The sequence below is a fragment of the Alteromonas sp. MB-3u-76 genome (assembly GCF_002831605.1).
GTDB classification, from domain to species: Bacteria; Pseudomonadota; Gammaproteobacteria; order Enterobacterales; family Alteromonadaceae; genus Alteromonas; species Alteromonas hispanica.
This window is the reverse complement of the sequence record NZ_CP025115.1, coordinates 3,183,625-3,206,053: the sequence shown is the minus strand read 5'-3', so window position 1 is coordinate 3,206,053 and position 22,429 is coordinate 3,183,625. Positions and strand designations below refer to the sequence as shown.

Genomic DNA, 22,429 nt, shown 5'->3' with positions numbered 1-22,429 from the left:
ATGGTGCGTATTAATGGCAGTTAATAATCAATTGCGATGCGTATTGTGATAAGAAAGGTCATTGCGATGTGACGACTCATTGCGATATGACAAGTATTACGCGAGCATATACAGAGTAGGGAAATTACATGCTTATAAAATTGAAGCCTCAAAAACGCATTAAACAAAAAGTAGCACTTTTAGCAACGCTGCTGGCTACATCATTTGCTGCCTTGGCGCAGTCAACTGAACAAGTTGAAATTAGCGGCAGCGAAGGTACGGCACTTGTGGGTGAGGTGCTTTCGTCATTTGATAATCCTTGGGCAATGACGTTTTTGCCAGACGGTCACAGCTTGGTAACAGAAAAGCCAGGTACAATGTGGCTGCTGGATAAAAATCAGCAAAAACGCTTTTCTGTCAGTAATGTTCCAAGCGTAACTGCACGAGGGCAGGGCGGTCTTGGCGACGTTATTATTCATCCTGAATTCGCTACTAACAGCACAATCTATGTCTCTTACGTAGAGCGCGACCCTAAAGATGACAAATTCAGTGGTGCCGTTATAGAGCGCGCCACGCTCACTATTACTGATAAAGGCGCTAGCCTATCGAACAGAGAGCTTATTTGGCGCCAATCTCCTAAAGTTACTGGCAACGGACACTACTCCCATCGTATGGCAATCTCGCCCGATGGGTACTTATTCATTAGCTCTGGGGAAAGACAAAAATTTACTCCTGCCCAAAATATGGCTATGAACCTAGGTAAAATCGTACGTTTAAATGACGACGGTAGTGTGCCAGAGGATAATCCTTTTTATGGTAACGGCAGTGTTACAGAGCAAATCTGGACGTTAGGGCATCGCAACCCGCTGGGTATAGACTTTGATGCAGAGGGGAACTTGTGGGCGCACGAGATGGGGCCTCGCCATGGCGATGAATTGAACATTATTGAAAGAGGGCGTAACTACGGCTATCCCACCGTATCTCAGGGCGATCATTACTCTGGTGTAAAAATACCTAATCACGAAGACATTCCCATCTTTAAGTCGCCTGAAAAAGCCTGGGTGCCTGCCATAAGCCCTGCCGGCTTTATTATTTATAAAGGTGATAAATTTGGCGACTGGACGGGAAATGGCTTCATTGGCGGGTTGTCGTCTAAAGCGTTAGTCCGTGTTGCCATCGACAAAGATGAAGAGGGTAAATGGAACGTTGAGGAAGCCGAAAGATATGAATGGGGAAAGCGTGTACGCGAAGTAGAGCAGGACAATATGGGCAATATTTATGTGCTTGAAGATAAAGAGGGCGGTCGCTTAATTAAGCTACAGCACAGCAATTAGCCTGTATTTATTGTTTCGATAGTCATTTTATTTCCAAGGTTTTTTGTAGAATATTCGGCTGCTTTTAGGCACTATCTGAAAGCAGTCGAACCTTAAAATACCTAGTAGTTGAAAATGGAAATTAGAGAAGCTTCTATTCAAGATTTTGACCTCATTTGGCCAATTTTTCATGAAGTTGCCAAAGCGGGTGAAACCTATGCGTTTCGCACAGATACCACTAAAGAAGAGGCACTTAACATTTGGGTGAAAACGCCTCTTAAAACTTTTCTGTTTGAAAATAATGGAGAGATGTTAGGAACCTACTACCTCAAAACAAACCAAGCTGGGCCGGGGCAGCATGTTTGCAACTGTGGATATATGGTAGCTGAATCAGCACGGGGAAAAGGCTTGGCGACGGCTATGTGTGAACACTCTCAAAAAGTAGCGAAAGAATTAGGCTATAAAGCAATGCAGTTTAACTTTGTAGCCTCTACCAATGAGGGCGCCGTTCGTTTATGGCAAAAACTTGGATACGACATTGTTGGCCGTTTGCCCAACGCATTCAACCACCCAACTAAAAGCTATGTTGATGCCTTGGTGATGTATAAGTGGCTTTAAATGAATAGGTCATGGGTGCGTTACTCGTTTCTATTTATTTCGAAACTCAACCCCAATAATCCACCATAAACAAACATCGAAATTCAAAAAATCTATTAAGGACAATATATGACTTCTGACACACAAGATAGTAATCAAGACGACCAGACCATAGGCAATTTCGCCGCGGTTAAAACCTCAATTGCTAATGGCGATGTTGATGAGGTTAAAGCAAGATTGGACGGTAAATCCATCAAGCCGTTAGAAAAAGGCTATCTGATAGACATTGCTAAGCTCAGTGGCAATAGTGAAATACTAAAGGTCATTGAAGCTACGCCTGAGTCTGAGTGAGTGGTTAAACGAATAGCAACTGCCAGCTTTTTTTTAAGCTGGCTGTGCATATTTTCTACTCAGCATCATCCGAAAAGTTAATACGCGCCAGGCGTTCTTTTTCTTCATCTTCGGCCGCCTGAATTTCATCAAGAATTGCATTCACGTCGGCAGATTCTTCGTCATCTTCAAATTCACCAGTGAGAACTGAGTTAGGCGTTAAATTACCTTCTTCAAACAGCGCCCACATTTCTTTGGCATAGTTAGTGTGTAATAACTCAGGGGCAAATTCACCGTAATAGCGACGCATGTTGTTTACGTCACGGGCGAACATGGCTTCCGCGCTATTGTTGGCTGCTGCATTAACGGCCTGCGGCAAGTCGATAATTACAGGTCCCTTGTCGTCAACTAACACGTTAAACTCTGAGAGGTCTCCATGAATAATACCTGCACACAGCATAAGCATGATGTTATGCATCATTTCTTTGTGCTGTTTTAAGGCTTCTTCCTTACTCATAGAAACGTGGCCTAGTTGTGGAGCTACGTCGCCATTCTCATCTGACACAAGCTCCATAAGTAGCACACCATCAACACAGCAATAGGTATCGGGTACACGCACGCCTGCTTCATTTAAACGTGATAGGGCATCAACCTCTGCGGTTTGCCAAATCTCCTCTTCTAGCTGCCGCCCATAGCTAGAGCGCTTGCCCATTGCTCGGGCTTGGCGTCCGCCGCGCACTTTTCTGCCCTCTTGATATTGTGCGGCTTTTTTAAAGCTTCGCTTCACGGCATCTTTATAAACTTTTGCGCAACGAACGTGCTCGCCACAGCGAACAATAAAAACATCGGCTTCCTTACCACTCATTAAGCGGCTTATTACCTCATCGATGAGCCCATCATCAACGAGAGGTTGTAGGCGTTTAGGTATTTTCACGCATTGCCTGCTAAATGGTGCTGTCTATTCATCATTTTTTTAAAAGTACTCTTTGAAGTTTACATTGGTGTGTCTGGTTAACCAGCGATAGCAGTATATCAGTCTTGAAAACGAACAGCAGTAATACCGAGATACTTATTCACTACGTTATTTTCGCGGTAAGCTCAAATGCTCATATAATTGCTCAAGTGTACTATTTAAAAATATCACCTAAACTAATAAATCTAAGCAAAGGACGCGCGGTAACAGCGTTTAACGTTCAAGGACCATGCTATGTCAATAAAATCTATATTTGTAACCTCTTTGTCTACACCTTCAACACCTATACCTTCTACACCCATACCCTCTATTTCTAGACATTCCATTTTTTCACCTTTGAATGTTGCTAAGGCTACCTTAATGACTACTGCTGCTTTACTAATAAGTCTCGCTAGCTTTGATGTTTGGTCTCAAGCTGGTGGCATGCAAGGTTACGACAAAAACATTAAGGCTATAGAGCCGTCCAGCGTATCGTATTCTGTAGGTTTAGCAGGAGATATGGCCCCTACCATAAGCCGTCTCATTTTGGCTGAAAGCCAGGGTGTTCGTAATTCCAAACTATCCCCAAAAGGAAAATACGTTGCGTATGTTTCGGGGCTAACGGGAAAGCTACAGCTTTGGGTTCAGCCTGCCGATGGTGGACAAGCGCGCCAATTAACGTTTGGTTCTGGGGTGAGAAATTATGCATGGGCACCTAGCGGTTCACATATTTTATATTCATCAGATAACAATGGTAACGAACAAGAATCTTATTACTTGTTAAATGTAGAGGCTTTTACTGAAAAAGAAGTGTTGCCCGCCGTTGAAGGAGGCTTCCGAGTATTTGGTGGCTTCGTCGACGAAACTACAATCTTATTTACTAGCACCGAGCGCAATAAACTAGACTTCGACTTGTATCTTACCAACCTCAAAACAGGCGAGACCACGATGATTTATGAAGGGCGAATGGGCCTGTATATTTCATCAGTTTCGCCCGATGGCAAGTGGGCCGTCATGAAGGAGTCCGTGGGAGAAGACTCTGATATTGTTTATTTGTTTGATCTTCAAAATCGCTCGCTTAAAACTATTTCAGCGCCAAAGCGCCGTGCTAATCATACAAGGGCTGGTATTGCGTGGACAAAAGACAGCAGTGGCTTTTACTTCGCTACTAACGCGCAGCAGGAGTATATCAACTTGGCCTTTTACGATATCGACAAAGGCATTAAAAAGTTAGATCAAGTCCCCCATGATGTTGAGCAGATAAGGCTATGCCAAGATGATCGATATCTCGCTTATACGCTTAACATAGAAGGGTTTAGCCAGCTTCAAGTCAAAGAGGTCGAATCAGGTACCATGTTAAAAGCAGGTGGATTACCTGATGGCATTTTACGTATCGATTGTGGAGTAGGGGCAACGCAACTGCTTGTAGAATCAAAATCTTCAGACGACCCGGGGTCACTCTATTTGTGGGACTTTAGCGACACAGCGGAAGTATTGTTCGAGGCTGGGCTGGCTGGAGTTCCGAAAAATAGTATAGTGAAACCCAAAAGTATTCGCATCGAAGCACGTGATGGTGTAATGCTTCAGGGGTTGTTATATCTACCTCAGTCAAAACAAGAAACGCCTCCGCCTGCCCTATTTCGTGTTCACGGGGGCCCAACATCGCAGTCTCGTCCTTACTTCGATGCTATGACGCAGTATTTAGTGAACCAAGGTATTGCAGTGTTTAAGCCTAATGTGCGAGGTTCAACAGGGTTTGGTCATACCTATGTTACGCTTGATGATCGTGAGAAGCGGCTCGATAGCGTTCGTGACCTCGTTGATATGCATGAATATTTATCTGAGAAAGAGATCATCGACGGCAAAAATGTTGCCGTAGCCGGAGGCAGTTATGGTGGCTACGCCGTGAACGCCGTTTTGGCAAATTATCCGGGGTACTTTGCTGCAGGCGTCTCCCTGTTTGGTGTGGCAGACTGGGTTACCGCATTAGAAGTTGCCTCTCCTATGCTAAAGGCCTCCGACATTATCGAATATGGCGATATTAAAGATCCGAAGTGGCTGGCGTTTTATCAGCAATATTCACCTATACGCCAAGCTCAAAATATCAATGTTCCTGTACTCTACTCTCATGGAGTTATGGACCCGCGAATCGATATAGCTGAAACTGAAATTATGGTAAAAACACTGAGAAACAATGGCATAGAGGCACCGTTTATTCGTATTCCCGACGAAGGTCACGGCTGGAACAAACGAGAAAATAGAATGTTTTATGCACTAGAGGAAGTGAAATTTCTTAAAAGAGTACTAAACGCCCAATAGCAGCTGCATTAGGTGGCACGTTAATTTATATTGTTGAAACAAGGTTCAATGTCTAAAAGTATAATGACTACATGTACTGAACCTTGTTTCGCCCATTTTGTTTCGCTTGATAAAGCGCTTCATCTGCGCGCTTCATCATGTCTTCTACTGAGTCAGGGCTTTGCTGTTTAACGTCGGTAATACCAATACTTACGGTAATTGAAAACGTATTTTCACCGTCTTTGAATACTCTATTTTGCGTGGCGTGTTTTATACGCTCTGCAATTACCAGAGTTTCCTCTCTTGTAGCATTATGGATAATAGCGAGAAACTCTTCGCCACCAAATCTACCTAATATATCCACTTCTCTTAGTTCAGCTGAGGCAATGTTTGTGAACTGTATTAGCACGTCATCGCCAACAAGATGACCATATTGATCGTTTATTTCTTTAAAGTAATCTAGGTCCATAATCATGACTGAAAAGGGTAGATTATCCCTTTGGAAACGAGCTAGCTCATCGCCTAATGAGTTTACTATTTCATTCTTATTCCAAAGCTGTGTCATGCCATCTCTTTTGGCTCGTTCCTCAAGTTCTGATTCAAGAAGCTTAGAATCGGTTACATCAACCATGTAACCCGTCCAAACTTCATGTCCCTCGAAGAGCTCGTTACTTGGTTTAGACGATAGCCTTATCCAAATGTTGCCCTTGGCTGGGTTATTGAAGCGAATGTCAGAAACAAAAAAGCTGCCTTGCTGATTAGCGTTGATATCCTCTTCATATAGCCTGTCAACATCTTCTTCGTTTACAAGATTCCAAAAGTTGTCGATGTCTTCGATAAAGCATTCAGCTTTTATTCTCAACACGTCAGAACTACCAGAGCTGATATACAAAAAGCGCCCTTTGCCCTCTGGAAATAAAACATATTTGTATAGAACAACGGGAGCAGACTCAAGAAGGTGTTCTAGTTCACCCAAAGAGATATTGGTATGCATCGATTAAAAATACAACGTAAAGATTTTCATAAGTTAAGCATAAACAGATGTTCACCAAATCGCCAATACATAAGGCTTTCAGCATGAAAGTTAATGCAATTACGCCGACAAAAAATTCGCGATTCCAACCATATTTGTAAGAATGGCAGTTTTCCTTAGTGACTTACGAGTTTGAAGCAACTATTTGCTTTACTGCACAGTTCATTTCAAAAAGCGCACTATGCATCAAATCTAGTTGCTTAACGAACTCTTCCGATTGCTTATTTTGTTGAATGGTAAGCTCAATAGCACGAATGAAGTCGGCCAAATTATAAGCGCCTATGTATTTAAGTGCGGTACTGTAGATATGTGCAACTCTTGAAATTGTAGTGTTATCTTGGTTTTTAATAGCTTGATGGAGTGTATCTAGCTCCGATTGCAGGTCTAAAAAGTCACTAAGTAACGTTTTGTAAAGGTGTTCGTCGTTAAGTAGTGACTGCATAGCACGTGCTTTATCAATCTGGTTAAGCCTGCCGATTGACGTTTCGTTGAAAGTTTCAACACCGAGCGCCTGAGTTTTATGGCCTGCAGTATTTACTTCTTGGACTGAAATCGCGGTAGCCAGAACGTTAAAAAGCTTTTTAGGCTCAACAGGTTTCGTTAGGTGAGCCGTCATACCCGCAGCAATACTCATATCGATGTCTTGTTGCATGGCATGTGCCGTCATAGCAATAATAGGCATGGTAAGCTGTAGCTCATTACGAATAACTTTCGTTGCCTTTAAGCCATCCATATCCGGCATTTGAATATCCATTAGCACCACATCAAACTTATTGTTGCGACGAAGTATATCAATCGCTTTTATGCCATTACTGGCCACTTCAATTTTGGCACCAGAATCTTTAAGTAACCCTAAGGCTACTTTTTGATTTAGTGCGTTATCCTCTACTAGCAGAATAGTTTTGCCGGCAAGGTTGGGGAGTTCAGATATATCTGTATCTATCCTTTCTGTACCAGCTTGGTAGTCAAGACACAGCTCTTGAATATTATTAATTAGTTCACTGGTTCCGAAAGGCTTTTTGACAACGCTTTCAATACCAAGGCGTGAGGCTTGTTCACGCATTTGGGGCGACTCAAACGCTGAAAGCATTATTACTTTAGGAGGTTTAATAGAGAACTCTTGGTTCATTATAGCGACAACTTCAAGGCCGTCGATATCGGGCATTTTCCAATCTAAAATGAGTAAGTCGTAAGGCGTATTGTTTGCTGTAGCGGCACGTAACTTGGCTATGGCTTCTTCACCTCCAGTGGCAAGCTCGGCTTCAATTTTTGCCAATGATAACGTTTCTGATATTGCTCGTCGTGATAAGCTTACGTCATCTACAACTAGCACCTTAAGGGTCGAAAGCTGTTTGGAAGGTGACACCATTGTTACTTCTGAGTTGCGTTTTACATCTACCGTAAAATAAAAGCTAGCGCCTTTGCCTAGTTTGCTTTCAACCCATGTTTTTCCACCCATTAATGAGGCCAACTGCTGGCATATGGCTAAGCCTAAACCGGTTCCACCATAGCGACGAGATGTGGATTCATTGCCTTGGTTGAAAGGTTGAAACAGCCTGGTTTTTTGTTCGTTGTCTAATCCAATGCCAGTATCTTTTATTTCAAATTCAAGCTCCACATGGTCATCCCTAAGTTCACATCCAACACTTACAGATACCAGCCCATCGTCGGTAAACTTGAGCGCGTTGCTTAAGAAGTTATTTAAAATTTGCTGTATGCGCAGCGGGTCACCAATTAGATTATGAGGAACATCTCTGCCTATATGCTGAATGAGTTCAATGTGTTTTTCATTGGCCCGAGGTAAGTGGTATCGAATTGCCTGATTTACTAAAGCATCAATATTGAAAGGCGTTGATTCAATATTCATTTTTCCAGCTTCAATTTTTGAGAAGTCCAGAATATCGTTAACCACGCTCAACAGTGTGTTCGATGCGCCTTCTATTTGTAATAAGTTAGTCTGTTGGTCTTTGTTTTCTGCCGAGCGCTGGGAAAGTTTTGTAAGCCCGATAATTGCATTGAGTGGGGTACGTACTTCATGACTCATGCGAGCTAAAAAATCAGATTTTGCGTCGGTTGCCTTTCGCAGTTCTTTCGCTAGTTCATTCAGGGCGCTACGTTGTTGCCGAGTTCTGAGTAATAAGGTTATCACTAAAGCTAAAGACAAAATGACACCGACTATGAAATAAAGTTGAAACGTATTGGCTTTTTGTTGACTGATATTACGCTGTTCTTTTAGCTGGTTGTCTTTTTCAAGCAGCTGTATCTTGTCCTCTTTTTCTGCTATCGCCAAACGCACGCGATTAAGCGCAAGTAATCGAGATTGCTGTTCGTTAAAGCTTTGCTCATAGACATCTTGAAATTGCTTTGAATATTGCAGGGCCGACCGATAATCGTTTGTAGACTCAAGTAGAGAAATGAGTTTTTCAAGAAATTTAAGTAACAGCGCCTTATCATTTTTAACTTCTTCTTTTTTAAGTCCTGACTCAAGTTCGCTGATGCCAAGTTCGACTTCACCGCGGCGTAAATGAATTTCAACCAACTGCAGCAGGCGAGGGCCCTCTGTATATTTAAAACCAACCTTACGGTCTGCTTCTGCGGCTTTATTGAGGTTTTTTAACGCCTCATTGATGTTACCCTGTGCAATATGCAGCTCTGCCATAGAGCCGTAAACAATTCCGATGAAAGGGTAATTGGTATCAATCAGCAATTCATCCGCTAGCATCAAATTAACTTTCGCTTCCTGAAAATTGCCTAATTCTTTGTGCGCATAGCCCTGATAATAGTAAGCAATACCCTCATTTTCACTACTCTCCAATCGTTGCGCGGAAGAAAGGTATCGATGGCTAAATGACAGTAACTTTTCAAAATCGTTGAGCGAGGCATACACATTACCCATTGCACTGTATACCGAAAGCACTTGGTTGCTATTCAACTGATTATAAAGCTCAAGGGAGTGATTCAAGGCATCTAGTGCTCGCCCATGCTCGCCAGAGAAATCTAGAATAAACCCTTCTAATCGAAATGACTCGGCAAGGGCTAATTTATTATTGCCAACCTTGGCGTATTCGCGAGCATCTAAAAGCTGTTGATAGGCTGATACATAATCTTGTTTTAAAATATCGTGGTAGGCTTTTAAGTTAAGAAATCGCGCGTGGTGATAGTCGCTTGGATATTCAGTGAAGTACTGAGTAAGCTCTTTAACCTCAGCTTTTACAGATGGGTCGTTCTGCTGAATTCGCTCCTTAAGGCCGCTTAACAATGCAAGTTTGGGGGGGAGGGTAGCATTACTGCTGCTTAGTTTCTCCTGAAATGCCAAAGTGGTTTTTAACGGCAACCCGATAAAAACGACAATCAAAAAAATAAGATGCTTAACCGCACTTTTTACATTAAACAATAGCTGACAGCCATAGTGAATTTGCTTTTTTAGAAAACCTTTTTATGGTCCTAGTTTGAAAATTTACTATAAGATAGATTTGTTGCATTTACTACGGGTGTCAATCAAGCCATAGCTTAGCATTAAGATCTTTGCTTCTATTCCATTTCAAAATTGGGCGCTAGCTTACGCCCAACACTGTGTGAAAGTTTTTTAATCCTAGTGATACCTTATGCTGTATCAATTACATCAACAAAAAACTAACGCGAGACTATGAGTAATACACACCTCAGTGAAGCGAGCACAGCTTTTCAACTCTCACTCAACAACTGGTGGAGCATTCTCAAACGCATATTCACTAATATTGGCGGTCATAATATTCCCCTTATTTCCGCAGGTGTTGCGTTTTATTGTTTGTTGGCAATCTTTCCCTTACTGGGGGCAACAATATCCTTATATGGTCTTATCGTATCGCCAGAAGAGTTGCAGCGTCATATGGCTTTACTCGTAGATGTGGTGCCTTCCGACAGTAGCTATATCATTGAAGAGCAGCTTAAAAAACTGACGGAAAAGTCGAGTTCTGCATTGGGGTGGGGGTTCTTTTTAACCCTATTCTTGTCGCTTTGGAGCAGTAGTAAAGGAGCAAATGCATTAATCACAGCGTGCAATATCACCTATAACGAAAGAGAGGGACGCGGCTTTTTTAATGGCTTAATAGCTCGCATAACCTGCACTATCAGTATGATAGCCACCGTAATAGTTGCCTTGGCGTGCGTTACTATTTTGCCCGAAACTATTAGTTGGGCTTCAGGAGGCTCAATTGATGACAAGCAGGCTATTTGGCTTACCTGGCCTGTTATGCTTGTGTTGTTTAATTTTTGTCTTTCTGCGTTGTATCGTTATGCGCCCCACCGGCGCTCGGCACAGTGGCGATGGGTTACACCTGGCTCAATGCTGGCAACCGTACTATGGATAGCAGGGTCTTATGCGTTCTCAATATATTTAAATGAATTCGCCAGCTATAATAAAACCTATGGCTCAGTGGGCGGTATTATTATTTTGCTTATGTGGTTGTATTTAAGTGCCTACATTATTCTTATCGGTGCTGAAGTAAACTCAAGCATAGAGCTACAAACCAGTGTGGATAGTACCGTAGGTGAGGACAAACCAATGGGGGAGCGAAACGCTGTTGTTGCCGATAATACACCTGAAGATTTGCGTAAATCGTAAAAATGTGACAACAAATCATTAGCACAAGGCGACCTCCGCTGTTGGAATTTTGGGCTGAATGTACTTCGAAGTTCAACACGCTCTAATATCTTGCGATTTCATCTTGCTGTATCATCTTTGCGACTTTACAGATGATACCAAACTTAATGACCTCAGATTATTCTACATTACTTCATCAGCTTTTCGGCTTTTCCTCCTTTAGACAAGGGCAGCAAGAGGTTGTGCAGGGATTGCTTAATCAGCGCTCTACGCTCGCTATTTTCCCTACTGGTTCAGGCAAGTCTTTGTGTTATCAGTTCGTAGCAACCCAGCTTCCTCACCTTACTCTGGTGGTATCGCCGCTGCTGGCATTAATGAAAGATCAGCTTGAGTTTTTGCATAGCAAAGGCATTGCGGCAGCCAGTATCGACTCAACGTTAACGCCTCAGCAAAACAAGCAGGTCATGAACGATATTCGCACTGGCCAGTGTAAAATTCTGATGGTTTCAGTAGAGCGATTTAAAAATGAGCGTTTTCGGCAGTTTATTGAGTCTATTCCAGTGTCGATGTTGGTGGTGGACGAAGCCCACTGTATTTCCGAATGGGGACATAACTTTCGCCCTGATTACTTAAAACTTCCCGCGTATCAGAAAGACTTAAATATACCTTTGGTGCTTTTGTTAACAGCTACAGCGACTAAAAAAGTTAAGCAAGATATGGCAAAACGGTTTGGCATCGCTGACAACGATGTTATTCAAACAGGGTTTTATCGGCAGAATTTGAATTTAAATGTGTTGCCGGTAATAGAAGCAGAAAAAGACAGCACCTTGTTGGAACAATTAAAACAACAGCAGGGCGCTGGCATTGTTTATGTGACGTTGCAACAAAGTGCAGAGCAGGTGGCACGTTTCTTACAACAAAACGGTGTTGCTGCCAGTGCCTATCACGCTGGCCTAGACAGTGATGTAAGGCAGAGTATTCAGCTCGATTTTATGGAAAGTAGGCTGCAAGTGGTGGTGGCCACTATTGCTTTTGGTATGGGTATCGATAAATCGGATATCCGATTTGTTATACACTATGACTTGCCTAAATCTATTGAGAATTACAGTCAGGAAATTGGTCGCGGAGGCCGAGACGGAGACATTGCAAACTGCACGGTACTGGCGAATTTAGACGGTTTGGTTACCATTGAAAACTTTGTTTACGGCGATACTCCAGACCAAGTTGCAATACAAAAAGTGATTGACGATATTGCCTCACAAGACAGTGCATCTCATGATATTGGTCAAGCTCAAAAAGTAAGCCAATCGGATGATGGCCTTTATCAATGGGAAACCCAAATTAATAGTCTATCGGCGTTAAGTAACATTCGTCAGTTACCGTTAAAAACCTTGCTGGTGCAATTGGAGTTGGCCGGGGTAGTAAAGCCCTTGTTTGCTTATTTCGCAGAATTTAAGTTTCGCTTTATCACCGACAAAGACACTATTTTGAATCAATTTTCACAAGAACGAAGAGATTTTTTAGATGCAGTGTTTTCGCACACAGCAATGAAAAAAGTGTGGGGCATTGTCAATTTTGACAGCATATTTGAGCATTATGGTGCTGAACGAAGCCGAGTAGTTGCTGCGCTGGAATATTTACATGAGCACAGTCATATTGAGCTTGCGTCTCGTTTAATTACCGATGTGTATGAAGTGAACAAACAGGCACTACTGGTCGGCGATTTAGCTGAAAAACTGGCATTTTATTTTGCCGACAACGAGCAAAAAGAAATAAAACGTATTGCCGCACTGGTTCGCTTCTTTGAACTTCGCACGTGTCTTAACTTCAACTTGTCTGCCTACTTCGATGACAATAACGCGCCTAAACAATGCGGTCATTGCAGTGTATGTAGAGGAAATGTGGCAAAGCTTGAGCATTCGACGCCTGTAGCGACCCCGAATAAAAATGATGTGGCTCGAGCAGTACAAGCGTTGCAAACTCACTTAAAAGGTAAATATACCGATGACATCACGCTTAGTACTTATTGCCGTTTTCTCACCGGTATGTCGATGCCACTATTCACTCGTTTTAAAGTAAGGCAAGTAGCGGGTTTCGCTATCTGTGAACAGTGTAGGTATGCAGATGTAAAAGCCCTAGTGGCGGTACTTATTCAGTAGTGGAGGAACTTAATCAATAGATAAAGGCGAGTGTGCCCTTTGACTGTATCATAATTACTGAATAGAAAATGTATAAGCCTCGTTTGCATTTTCCTAAGGATTAACATGGCACTTAAAGCAACGATATTTAAAGCGGACATATCGATAACGGATATGGACCGCAATTATTACAACGATCATAATTTAACTATTGCCCGCCACCCATCTGAAAACGACGAGCGTATGATGCTGCGCATTATCGCCTTCATCGTTAATGCTCACGAGCAACTGCAGTTTACTAAGGGGTTGTCAGACGATGAAGTACCAGATTTATGGCAAAAAACCTTTAGCGACGAAATAGAACTCTGGATTGAGTTAGGACAACCATCGGAGCAGCGAATCAAAAAGGGCTGTAATCAAAGTAAGCAAATGAAGATTTACGCTTATGCCGATAACAGCTTTGATGTGTGGTGGAAGAAAGAACAGAACAAACTCAATACAAAAAAGAACTTATCTGTGTATACGCTACCAAACTCCCTCTCAGCAACATTATCTGCTGCGGTAGAGCGCTCTATGCAAATTCAGGTCACCATTCAAGATGGACAAATTTGGCTCACCATTGCTGGTTCCAAGGCGAGTGAATGCCTAGAAATTGAGATAGAAAAGCACCTATAGCATTCATCTTTAAACATAGAGTGCTTTGAACGGAGTCCACTTTTATCCGTCCAAGAAACTAGCATAAAAAGCGCCAAAAATTAAAAGTTTGCCATAAAAATCAATCCTTCTTTACATGATGAATTCAAATGCTACATTGAAGTTGTGTTCAGCAGATATCGAAGGAGGTGATCATATGTCTAGTGTTTTGAAAACAGGTGAATTGGCTATGAATGGGGTACGTTTTAACTAACCCTTCTTACGTCATCATTCTGGCTGGCTGATTCGCTGGCCAAAGCACGGGGAGTCGCAGCAATGCGGCTCCTTTTTCATAAATGGGGTCAGGTCACAATTGATATTCACCTGACTCATTTCATGCCTACTTATACTTACATTGCTTATAGCAATACACTATTGGCATCTACCCTTTAGCCACTTCACACCCGCTTCTTTATTCGAAAATATTCTAAACGGGGCTGGGCTTCTTTGTATCGCAAAAATCATTCAAAGCACTGGCCGTAAAAATGGATTTGGCATGATGTAAGCCACTCCCTGACAATATTGCTGGATTAAGTTGAAGTGTGTTTGCATCCATTGCGCCTGAAGTTTTTGATACGCAATGTTTGGAGTAGGGGCTTTTTCTGCGTCAAAAATTAGGCCTATGGGCGCCTTATCATCATAATTTCGATGTAACTCGTTAAGATAGTTTTCGAAATTTTCAGGGGTTTCACGTTGCCCTGTAAAGGTGACATAGATAAGCGGTTTGCAACTTCTATCGATGATGGCGTAGGGCTTTGCTGTCGAGTCTGTTTTCATAGTGGCGAGCATAAATTTAATTTACGATATATACGCATAGTTTTCGTTTATGGTCTTAATGTTGCGAGGCGCTTTTTCAACTAGTGCTTTGCACGATTTATCACGTTTTCATAGGGAAGCTAAGGCGAATAGGAAAGCGACGGCGAACCGCATTGGTCCGCCATCTAATCTGATGCCGTATCAAAGCGTGTTAGATCGTTGAAGGTAATCATGTCACGCAACTCTTTTCCATACTCCTCACCACGTTCAGAGTATTTGTTTAAACCGTGGGTAAGCGGTAACCCAGAAATAACAAACCCTTTTTCCCTAAGTGATTGGCGAATAGTGCGAAGCGGTTTGTAGGCATCATGACGATTTAAATTCATCATGTAGCTTTCGACCGAATCTGCTGGTGAACGAAAGTCGGCGACCTCATGGGCTTTTCCTTTATCACGAGACTGGGGAACAATGCCGCAGCCTTTGGTAAAGCACCATTGGCCAAAGAAGTTGTTCCCTTGTTTAGCAAAACGAGACGTGCCCCACGCACTTTCGTTTGCAGCCTGAGCGAGTGCTAATGAAACGGGCACCACATCCGCGCGACGCAACAATAATTGACAAGCAGACTCTTGTTGTAGATCGGCATCGTCAATCCGATACTTGGTTAAGTAACTTTCTAGCGAGGCCGCGTCACTGTTACCCTTATCGCATATTTTTTGAATTTGTCGTCTATCTGCGGCTAGTTGCTTATTAGCATCAACGATTATAGGGGTAAAATAATTGAAGAACGCGGTTTTGCGCTCTGGCCCAGCAGCGTAGGCAGTAAAATCAGGTGCTAATTCCTTGGCGAAAAAAATAAACCATACAGCTACACTAAGCAGTAGTGCGGAGCCTAAAAAAACAATATATTTAAAGTTTAGAATTGAATTCTTCCTTTTGATTAGTCAACGTTGTGATACTTAAGCTGTACCATAATTAATGGAAATATAGGTTAACCGCCTGAATACTTTATACAAGTTAAACTTAATATAGAAAATAAGCACGGTACGCTGTATAAAAATCGCGTAAAAATTTCAAACTGAGTGCACACTCGGTCTTGTGTACAACGATCTATTAATAAAGTGCACTCAGCAATGAAAAAAGGGGTTGCAACTATGTTAGCCGTAAACGCCCTTTGCTTTACTTTTCAGCTTAATACTGGCGATTAGCATATAAATGCTGGTGGCGAGGAGACAAGTAAATAAGTAACCCATCAGGCCTTGTTCACGCAGTATAAAACCATCGGCTATAATGGGTCCTGCAACTGAACCAAGACTATAACTGAAAAGCATAATCTGAGTAGCCGACACAATGTAATGGGCATCAAGGTTGTCGCAAGCAAGGTTGATGGCAACCGGATATAGGGCAAATAGGGCCATTCCAAGAAGGAATAGACCGGCGCCCAGTGCATATAAACCTGCAAAGGACAGTGTAAGAGAAATAGCAGCAACGCCCAGTAAGCAAAACAGGGCCATTAGTAGAGTTCTGGATAAATAGCGAGATAACATAGGGATCAAAGGCTGAACAGCCATTGCCCCAAGAATGACCAGCGCCATCAATCCTCCCAAGTGCTGATGAGCAATACCTCGCTGTATCAACTCTAGGGGCATTAAGCCGTAAACAGCACCTAGCGTTAACCCTGATACAATACATCCCATTATTGCAGCGTGATTGAGCTTGGTGATTTGCTTAAACGATAGTGGTGTGATTTCCGCGCTACTGGGCTGATCGCTTTTTATAAGCAGTAATACACCAACAGCAAAAAGTAGCGCAGTAAAAATGGCGACAAAAGGCATCACACCGTGAACGCCAACAAAGCCAAGGCAAAGCTGTCCTAACGAGCTGCCACCATAGAACGCTCCCATATAAAGGCCCACGCGCTTGGCGCGGTCGGCTTCATTACCATGTAATAACCAAGACTCAACAACAACGAATACACCTGCAACGGCAACGCCAGCAACGAACCGGGCAAGCAACCAAACGCTGGCGTCAGGGATTGCAGGCATTATGGCAATAGTAGTGATGAGCGTACCTAAACACCAAACAAATCCGTTTCGGTGTCCCAAGCGGGTAACCAAAGGCTCAATGGCCAACGCACCGAGAAGAAGGCCTGCATAAAAGCTACTTGCTAACCAACTGGCCAGCGACGTATCAAGGCCATAGTGCGTTAGCATAAGTGGAATGAGGCTCATTAAATAGCCTGACGCTATCGCATACATTGCCAGGGCAATCACCGGCGCTGAAATGCGTACTTTAGGCTCTGTAGACAATGTGTTTTCCAACGTTAAAGCCCCTGCAATCCGCAACTGCGTTCTAATGGCTATTAATTATTTGCGGGAATATGAGGGAATTTAACGGCGAGGTAAAACAAAAAGAAATGGTCGTAAAGAGCGATTTTATTACATGTTGAAGTGTGGAGGTGGTCTGAAAAGACGCTGGTTATAAGCGCGCACCGCAGGGCCAAGTTATCGCCCCTGCTTGCTTACAATTTTGCTATTTACATTTGAAAGCGTACGCCTGCAAATACGGTTCTTTCGAGGGCAGGTTCGATACCATCATTTCTCACGCGAGAATAATAGTTCTCGTCTAAAAGGTTATTAATGCCTCCATATACTGCCCATTGCGAATCGATACGATATTCAGCGGTCAGGTCAACAACTTCATAGGAAGGAATTAGCGCGGCTATTTCATCGATGCCTGTTCCTCTAGACGCATTCGAGTCTTGCCAAAATTGCTCGTCTACCATTGTCGCAGTAAGCGCGACATCAAGCTTTTCCGTGTTGTATATAAACCCGGCGCGTAAAAGATACTCCGGTGCAAAAGCGGTGGTATTTCCAACCAGGCTCTCGTTAAGGGAAGAGACGATTTCGGCATCAAGCAACGAGCCATTGGCAAAAATTCTAAAACTTTCGTCAGCACGACCCGCAAAAAGGTCGTAGTCGACGCTAAACTCTACGCCTTGATGGCGAGAGTCGCCAGAGTTCACTCGCTCTATGTCAGCGATATTTACCTGAATAGTTTCAATTTTGTCGTCAAAGTCGATTCTAAACGCGCTCACGTCAAGTACAAGACCATCAACAGGCATGGCGCGGTAACCAAATTCATAGTTCATTGCACTAGAAACATCGGGGCCATTTGAGCTGGCGAGTTCTGAATTGGGGTTGGCCAAATCATCAAATCGTTGAGGGCGATAAGATTCAGAAACGTTTGCATAAAGCTCACTGATTTCGTTGAGCTGATACATCATGCCAAGACCGAGTAGCAGTTCATTTTCAGTCTCGTCTACGTCGATAGGATCTCGGTTTAGACTTGGATTTTTAGTCAACTCTTCTAAGTCGTAATTAACGCGCTCATAACGTAGGGTAGGTACCACACTCAATTTATCGAATTTGAATAAATTTTCGATAAATACGGCGTTATACGTCATTTTACGGTCTTGATCGAATAGCAAGTCAGCGGCGTTCTGTTGGTTAGAGCGAATATCGCTACTGACGTGACGAGTTCTTGGGCTATCTCCCCAGTAAGAGGTTGTCCCCACAGTCAGCACATTGTTGTCGCCCCAGGCTTGCGCATAACGGGCGTCGAAGCCCCAATTATCGAATTCTTGTTGATCAATATTTGTGGTAGCAGGCTCATTCTCAGGCTCAGAAAATTGCCCAGAACGGCGACTAAAGCGGTCCATGTATGAATACCAGACATTCGCGTCAAGCGTCGCACTATCGCTAATCTTCTGCGCAAAAGTAAAATTAGCCAGTACTTGTTCTATCTCAACACGATTGAATGGGGTTAATGTTTGATTGCGGTCTTGTTCAAATTCCGTCGTACTCAAACGACCTGCTTCACCAGAGTCTGAGTTGTATACATCAAGTTCGAAACCAAGGCGAATGTCGTCAAACCCTTCATAAGCCACACTAACGTGGCCTGATGTTACATCGAAATCTTCATTATCTCGAGGGCCGTCGGCCGAACGGTGGTCTACCGATGCAAAGAAACCGAAGTCTCCAGTTGAAGTGGCAAACTCATTATAAGTGCTATATAGCCCATTGCTCCCGAGTGCTTGATCGGTTCGAAAGCCCGTATCGCGGCCTACTTCTGCGCGCTTGGTAATAAAGTTTACCGTCGGCCCTATTTGTGGACCGTAAATTAAACCCGACCCGCCGCGAACGAATTCTATGCGCTCAATACGCTGTGCTGGCGGCATGTAGTAGATGGTAGGGTATCCGAAAAGGTCTGCGGCTAGGGGAATATTGTTTTGAAAAAAGCCCACGAACTCAGACTCATGAGGGTTTCCTAAGCCGCGGTAGTTCACATTGTAAAAACTGGGGATGGCTTGATCTGAAACGAAGAGCCCCGGCAGCGTAGAAAACATCTGTCTTAAGTTTGGCTCAATGAAGTTAGGCATTTCATCAAGCTCTACCACTGAGGTCTTTTTGCCCTCAAAGATTTTGCCAGAATCAACGGCAGCCATGGTGCGTGGAAATGTTGAATCGCTATTTCCACTAATGGTGATACGCTCAATATCGTCTGGCGCTATAGCCGCCATTGCGGACGCGCTCGACAGTCCCGCTAGTGCAAATGCTATCGCTTTACCCAATTTAGATACTCTACTTACATTTCTCATAAATTTACCCTTTAATACTCTAAATACAAATGATAATGGTTCGTATATGATATATATAATTGTTTTTTTATCAACAAAAAATTCGAAGAATAAAATCTATTTAACAAAAATGCTTATGAACTAGATGATTGCCCACTCAGAGGGCGCTAGCAAGTCTCCTAGCGAAACGTGAGAATCCAGGAGTGGCTGTTCCCTTTCAAATTCCCAGGACGAAGCTACGGAACTTGCCAGACCTTCCCGAAGTGCGAGTTTGAAATGTCCTTACTCTTTGTTGTGTCACTTTGATGCAGAACCACTTTACCTGCGGTAACACGGCGCGATTACGAAATTTTAAGTCTCGCTGAGTGGGTAATTTTCTATGCGGAATGATGGTTTTAAAGAGAGAGAATATGCTGAATAGTGAAATTGTTAAAAAACGTCACACCCAATCAAAATTGGGTGTGACATGAGTGAGTCAATAGTCAAAGTATTACGCAACCGACTGAGCTCTCCCACCTCTGCGAGCTGCGTGCGTTAGCTTCACCATAGCAGGACGAACCGATTGCGGTGCTAGGCAAGGAGAGTCATATTTGATGAAATATACGTTGCCTGCAGCGTTAACATGAAAACCTTCAATGCATGCATTTAGCATTTCAATGTCGTTTTCATTGGCTTTTACGCCGTATTGATGGTCTAACATAAGAGCCAACGCATCTTTATGGTCTTCATGCATGTGGTCTATCATCCCTTGCTTATGCTCAACCCATTCGGGCGTAGCATAGTGCCAATCTTCCGGCTTAAACCAGTGTATTTCGCCAAAACCGCCAATATAACGAATGCGGGTGGGGGTAATGCGATAAAACTGAAAGTCGTGTGCATTAACATAAGCTCGGGCCTGAGGATAAAGCGTAAAGTAGCTTTCAGCCTCTTCACAGTCGCTGCCTATTACGCTGGCATCGCCAATCACGGTAACGCGGGCGTTAGCTTGGCTATCGTCTTTATTACTATCAAACACACACAAACTTACTTTAGAATCCGCTTTCATATTTCGGCTGTGCTGAGCAATGTCCGAAGCATACAAAATGAGATCGCCATTATCGGTCATCCAATATGGAGTAACAGAGCCAAAAGGATACCCTTTTAGCGAGAGGCTAACAGTAGATAGCACTCCGGTATGCTGCGTTCGCATTAAACAGCGGGCGTTAAAAATATGGTCAGGCGCTGGCTGATTGTCCATTTTTATTCCTTATTACAAATAGTGAAAGTAAGCATGATTATCGCCGTGATGCTGAACCGAGCCGGATACATTAAAACAGCGATTTAGATGAGATTCTGAGAAAACGTCTTGAGTGCGACCGGATGCAACAACATGCCCTTGATTTAATAAAAGCATAGCATCTGCAATACGTGCTGCTTGATTAATATCGTGCAACACAATAAGAACGGTACCGCCTTCCGTCATAAATTCTTTTAATAGCGAGAAGAAACGACCCTGCTGATATATATCTAATGCTGCTGTAGGCTCATCAAGCAGCAGTACTTTATTTTTAACTCCCTCATGGGATAGCACTTGCAACCAAGATCGAGCAAATTGCACGCGTTGCCACTCGCCACCAGATAGCTGAGTAATAGGGCGTTGTAAAAAAGGTTGAAGCTCTAGGCGCTGCACAATGGTGTCGGTAAATTCAATGCTTTGCTGCTTAGACTCTACCCATGCATGACGAGCTAACATGAGGTATTCCAATACTGTAAACGCAAATTGCGGACGTCGCTGCTGCGCCATTATCGCTCGAGTGGTTGCAAGTTCATCCGCGGGCCATTCATGAAGCTTTTGACCGCATAAGCTTACTGTTCCCGAAGACGGTGCTATATCACCGGACAGTACTTTAAGCAGTGTACTTTTACCTGCACCGTTGGCCCCCAGAATTGCACTTAACTGGTTAGAGTGAAAATGCACAGTTACATTGTTGAGCAAAGTTGTGTTACCTACTCTAACGCTCAAGTTATTTGTTTCAAACATGGTATTGTCCTTTGCGTTCTCTTAGCAGTAAGTACAAGAAAAAGGGCACGCCAAGGCAAGAGGTAACTATCCCCACAGGCAGTTCAGAGGGAATAATAAGGGTTCTTGCTAATGTATCGGCACTGCCAACTAGGAACGCTCCTGTTAGAGCCGATAGGGGGAGTAGCTTGCGCAAGTCAGGGCCCACAACCATGCGGCAAATATGAGGTGTTACTAATCCTACAAAACCCACAATGCCGGTAAAACACACGCAGCACGCTGTTAGCAAGGCAACGGCAAATAGGCTGTAGCTCTTTACTTTTTGAACGGGAACGCCGAGATATTTCGCCTCTTGCTCTCCACTTAGCATGAGCGTCAGTTCGGTTTTGTATCGCCACATAAGTGTTGCAGGAAGGCCCACGCCCAATGCGACCAAACCTACTTGCTGCCAATTGGCGCCTGCGTAGCTTCCCATGCTCCAAAAGGTTATTAGGCGCAAGGTTCCATCGTCAGCAACATAGGCGAGTAGCCCCATTAATGTGCCCACGAGTGCGTTTATCGCTACACCGGCCAATATGAGTAATAAAGTGTTAATACCTGAGGTGGTGCGAGCTAGCCTGAACACCAACATGCTTACTACAAGTGCGCCAGTGAATGCAGCGATAGGTAGCAACAATGGCTGCAATACTGCCGGCAATCCCATCGCACCACCAAATACCATTACTACCGCAGCAAAGAGAGCCGCGCCGGAAGACACGCCAATTAAGCCAGGATCTGCCAATGGGTTTCGACAAATACCCTGCATAACTGCACCGCTTATTGCTAACCCTGCGCCAGTAATAAGGCTCATCAATACTCTTGGCAAACGTATTTCCCACATCACCTTCATTTGTAAATTGGCGTCTGTGTTATCAGTACCCGTTATACTTTGCCATAGTGCTTCGAGAGAGAGTGACATAGCGCCCTGCGAGGCGGCCCACATGACTAGAAGAGGGGCGACAATAAGTAAACCGGCGCAAAGAGTCATAAAGCGAGTGTGATCTCGTGTAAGGAGTCTTTGAGTTTCGCTGACTCTGGCCGCGGGTGGTTGCATTGGTATGGCTGAAGTTTGTTCCGACATAAG

The 22,429-nt window shown here is 43.5% G+C and carries 18 protein-coding genes; 7 read left to right on the top strand and 11 right to left on the bottom strand.

What is annotated here, in order from left to right; all coding sequences use genetic code 11:
* Positions 1–128: 128 nt before the first annotated feature.
* From CW735_RS14265 to CW735_RS14255, 3 genes are all read left to right on the top strand, one after another.
* The gene (locus CW735_RS14265; RefSeq protein ID WP_100972762.1) at positions 129–1,313 is read left to right on the top strand and encodes a PQQ-dependent sugar dehydrogenase; all 1,185 of its coding nucleotides are present in this window, start codon (positions 129–131) and stop codon (positions 1,311–1,313) included.
* Positions 1,314–1,427: 114 nt separating this feature from the next.
* A complete protein-coding gene (locus CW735_RS14260; RefSeq protein WP_071980296.1) occupies positions 1,428–1,910 on the top strand; it encodes a GNAT family N-acetyltransferase in 483 nt (160 codons plus the stop codon).
* Positions 1,911–2,018: 108 nt separating this feature from the next.
* Entirely contained in the window at positions 2,019–2,240 is a 222-nt protein-coding gene (locus CW735_RS14255) for a hypothetical protein (RefSeq protein ID WP_071980295.1), read from the top strand.
* Positions 2,241–2,295: 55 nt separating this feature from the next.
* Here CW735_RS14255 and CW735_RS14250 read toward each other — a convergent pair whose 3' ends face one another.
* Together CW735_RS14250 and CW735_RS19765 are read right to left on the bottom strand one after the other, a co-directional pair.
* Entirely contained in the window at positions 2,296–3,153 is an 858-nt protein-coding gene (locus CW735_RS14250; RefSeq protein WP_071980294.1) for a PA4780 family RIO1-like protein kinase, read from the bottom strand.
* Between the two features lie 224 nt (positions 3,154–3,377).
* Positions 3,378–3,518, bottom strand: a complete 141-nt coding sequence (locus CW735_RS19765; RefSeq protein ID WP_198033565.1) for a hypothetical protein — start codon at positions 3,516–3,518, stop codon at positions 3,378–3,380.
* A gap of 34 nt (positions 3,519–3,552) precedes the next feature.
* On the opposite strand from CW735_RS19765, the gene CW735_RS14245 reads away from it, so the two are divergent.
* Positions 3,553–5,490 carry an alpha/beta hydrolase family protein gene (locus CW735_RS14245; protein WP_198520975.1) on the top strand — a complete coding sequence of 646 codons (1,938 nt, stop codon included), beginning with the start codon at positions 3,553–3,555 and terminating at the stop codon, positions 5,488–5,490.
* A 67-nt stretch (positions 5,491–5,557) separates the two neighbouring features.
* On the opposite strand, the gene CW735_RS14240 is transcribed toward CW735_RS14245, so the two are convergent.
* Positions 5,558–6,463: a sensor domain-containing diguanylate cyclase gene (locus tag CW735_RS14240; protein ID WP_100972760.1), complete on the bottom strand. Its 906-nt coding sequence runs from the start codon at positions 6,461–6,463 to the stop codon at positions 5,558–5,560.
* Positions 6,464–6,626: 163 nt separating this feature from the next.
* On the bottom strand, positions 6,627–9,896 hold the full coding sequence (locus CW735_RS14235; RefSeq protein ID WP_232368296.1) for a tetratricopeptide repeat-containing hybrid sensor histidine kinase/response regulator: 3,270 nt from the start codon (positions 9,894–9,896) through the stop codon (positions 6,627–6,629).
* 252 nt (positions 9,897–10,148) lie between these two features.
* On the opposite strand from CW735_RS14235, the gene CW735_RS14230 reads away from it, so the two are divergent.
* The 3 genes from CW735_RS14230 (at position 10,149) to CW735_RS14220 (ending at position 13,897) form a co-directional block, all read left to right on the top strand.
* Complete coding sequence (locus CW735_RS14230) at positions 10,149–11,105, top strand: YihY/virulence factor BrkB family protein (RefSeq protein WP_100972759.1); 957 nt, start codon at positions 10,149–10,151, stop codon at positions 11,103–11,105.
* 146 nt (positions 11,106–11,251) lie between these two features.
* Positions 11,252–13,243 carry a RecQ family ATP-dependent DNA helicase gene (locus CW735_RS14225; RefSeq protein ID WP_100972758.1) on the top strand — a complete coding sequence of 664 codons (1,992 nt, stop codon included), beginning with the start codon at positions 11,252–11,254 and terminating at the stop codon, positions 13,241–13,243.
* A 105-nt stretch (positions 13,244–13,348) separates the two neighbouring features.
* Entirely contained in the window at positions 13,349–13,897 is a 549-nt protein-coding gene (locus CW735_RS14220; RefSeq protein ID WP_071980288.1) for a YaeQ family protein, read from the top strand.
* Positions 13,898–14,380: 483 nt separating this feature from the next.
* Here the strand turns inward: CW735_RS14220 and CW735_RS14215 are convergent, their stop codons facing one another.
* The 7 genes from CW735_RS14215 to CW735_RS14185 all read right to left on the bottom strand — a co-directional run bounded on the left by CW735_RS14215 (position 14,381) and on the right by CW735_RS14185 (position 22,426).
* On the bottom strand, positions 14,381–14,692 hold the full coding sequence (locus CW735_RS14215; RefSeq protein WP_156844074.1) for an STAS/SEC14 domain-containing protein: 312 nt from the start codon (positions 14,690–14,692) through the stop codon (positions 14,381–14,383).
* A 164-nt stretch (positions 14,693–14,856) separates the two neighbouring features.
* On the bottom strand, positions 14,857–15,258 hold the full coding sequence (locus CW735_RS19965; protein ID WP_232230494.1) for a glucosaminidase domain-containing protein: 402 nt from the start codon (positions 15,256–15,258) through the stop codon (positions 14,857–14,859).
* Between the two features lie 567 nt (positions 15,259–15,825).
* On the bottom strand, positions 15,826–16,989 hold the full coding sequence (locus tag CW735_RS14205; RefSeq protein WP_100972757.1) for an MFS transporter: 1,164 nt from the start codon (positions 16,987–16,989) through the stop codon (positions 15,826–15,828).
* Positions 16,990–17,204: 215 nt separating this feature from the next.
* Positions 17,205–19,328 carry a TonB-dependent receptor family protein gene (locus tag CW735_RS14200; RefSeq protein WP_020745975.1) on the bottom strand — a complete coding sequence of 708 codons (2,124 nt, stop codon included), beginning with the start codon at positions 19,326–19,328 and terminating at the stop codon, positions 17,205–17,207.
* A 469-nt stretch (positions 19,329–19,797) separates the two neighbouring features.
* Positions 19,798–20,544 (bottom strand): HugZ family pyridoxamine 5'-phosphate oxidase, encoded by a 747-nt coding sequence (locus CW735_RS14195; RefSeq protein WP_052806652.1) that lies wholly within the window; start codon positions 20,542–20,544, stop codon positions 19,798–19,800.
* A 12-nt stretch (positions 20,545–20,556) separates the two neighbouring features.
* Positions 20,557–21,327, bottom strand: a complete 771-nt coding sequence (locus CW735_RS14190; RefSeq protein WP_044447363.1) for an ATP-binding cassette domain-containing protein — start codon at positions 21,325–21,327, stop codon at positions 20,557–20,559.
* Positions 21,320–22,426: a FecCD family ABC transporter permease gene (locus CW735_RS14185; protein ID WP_083595294.1), complete on the bottom strand. Its 1,107-nt coding sequence runs from the start codon at positions 22,424–22,426 to the stop codon at positions 21,320–21,322. Before CW735_RS14185 ends, CW735_RS14190 begins: the two co-directional genes overlap by 8 nt.
* Positions 22,427–22,429 lie beyond the last annotated feature (3 nt).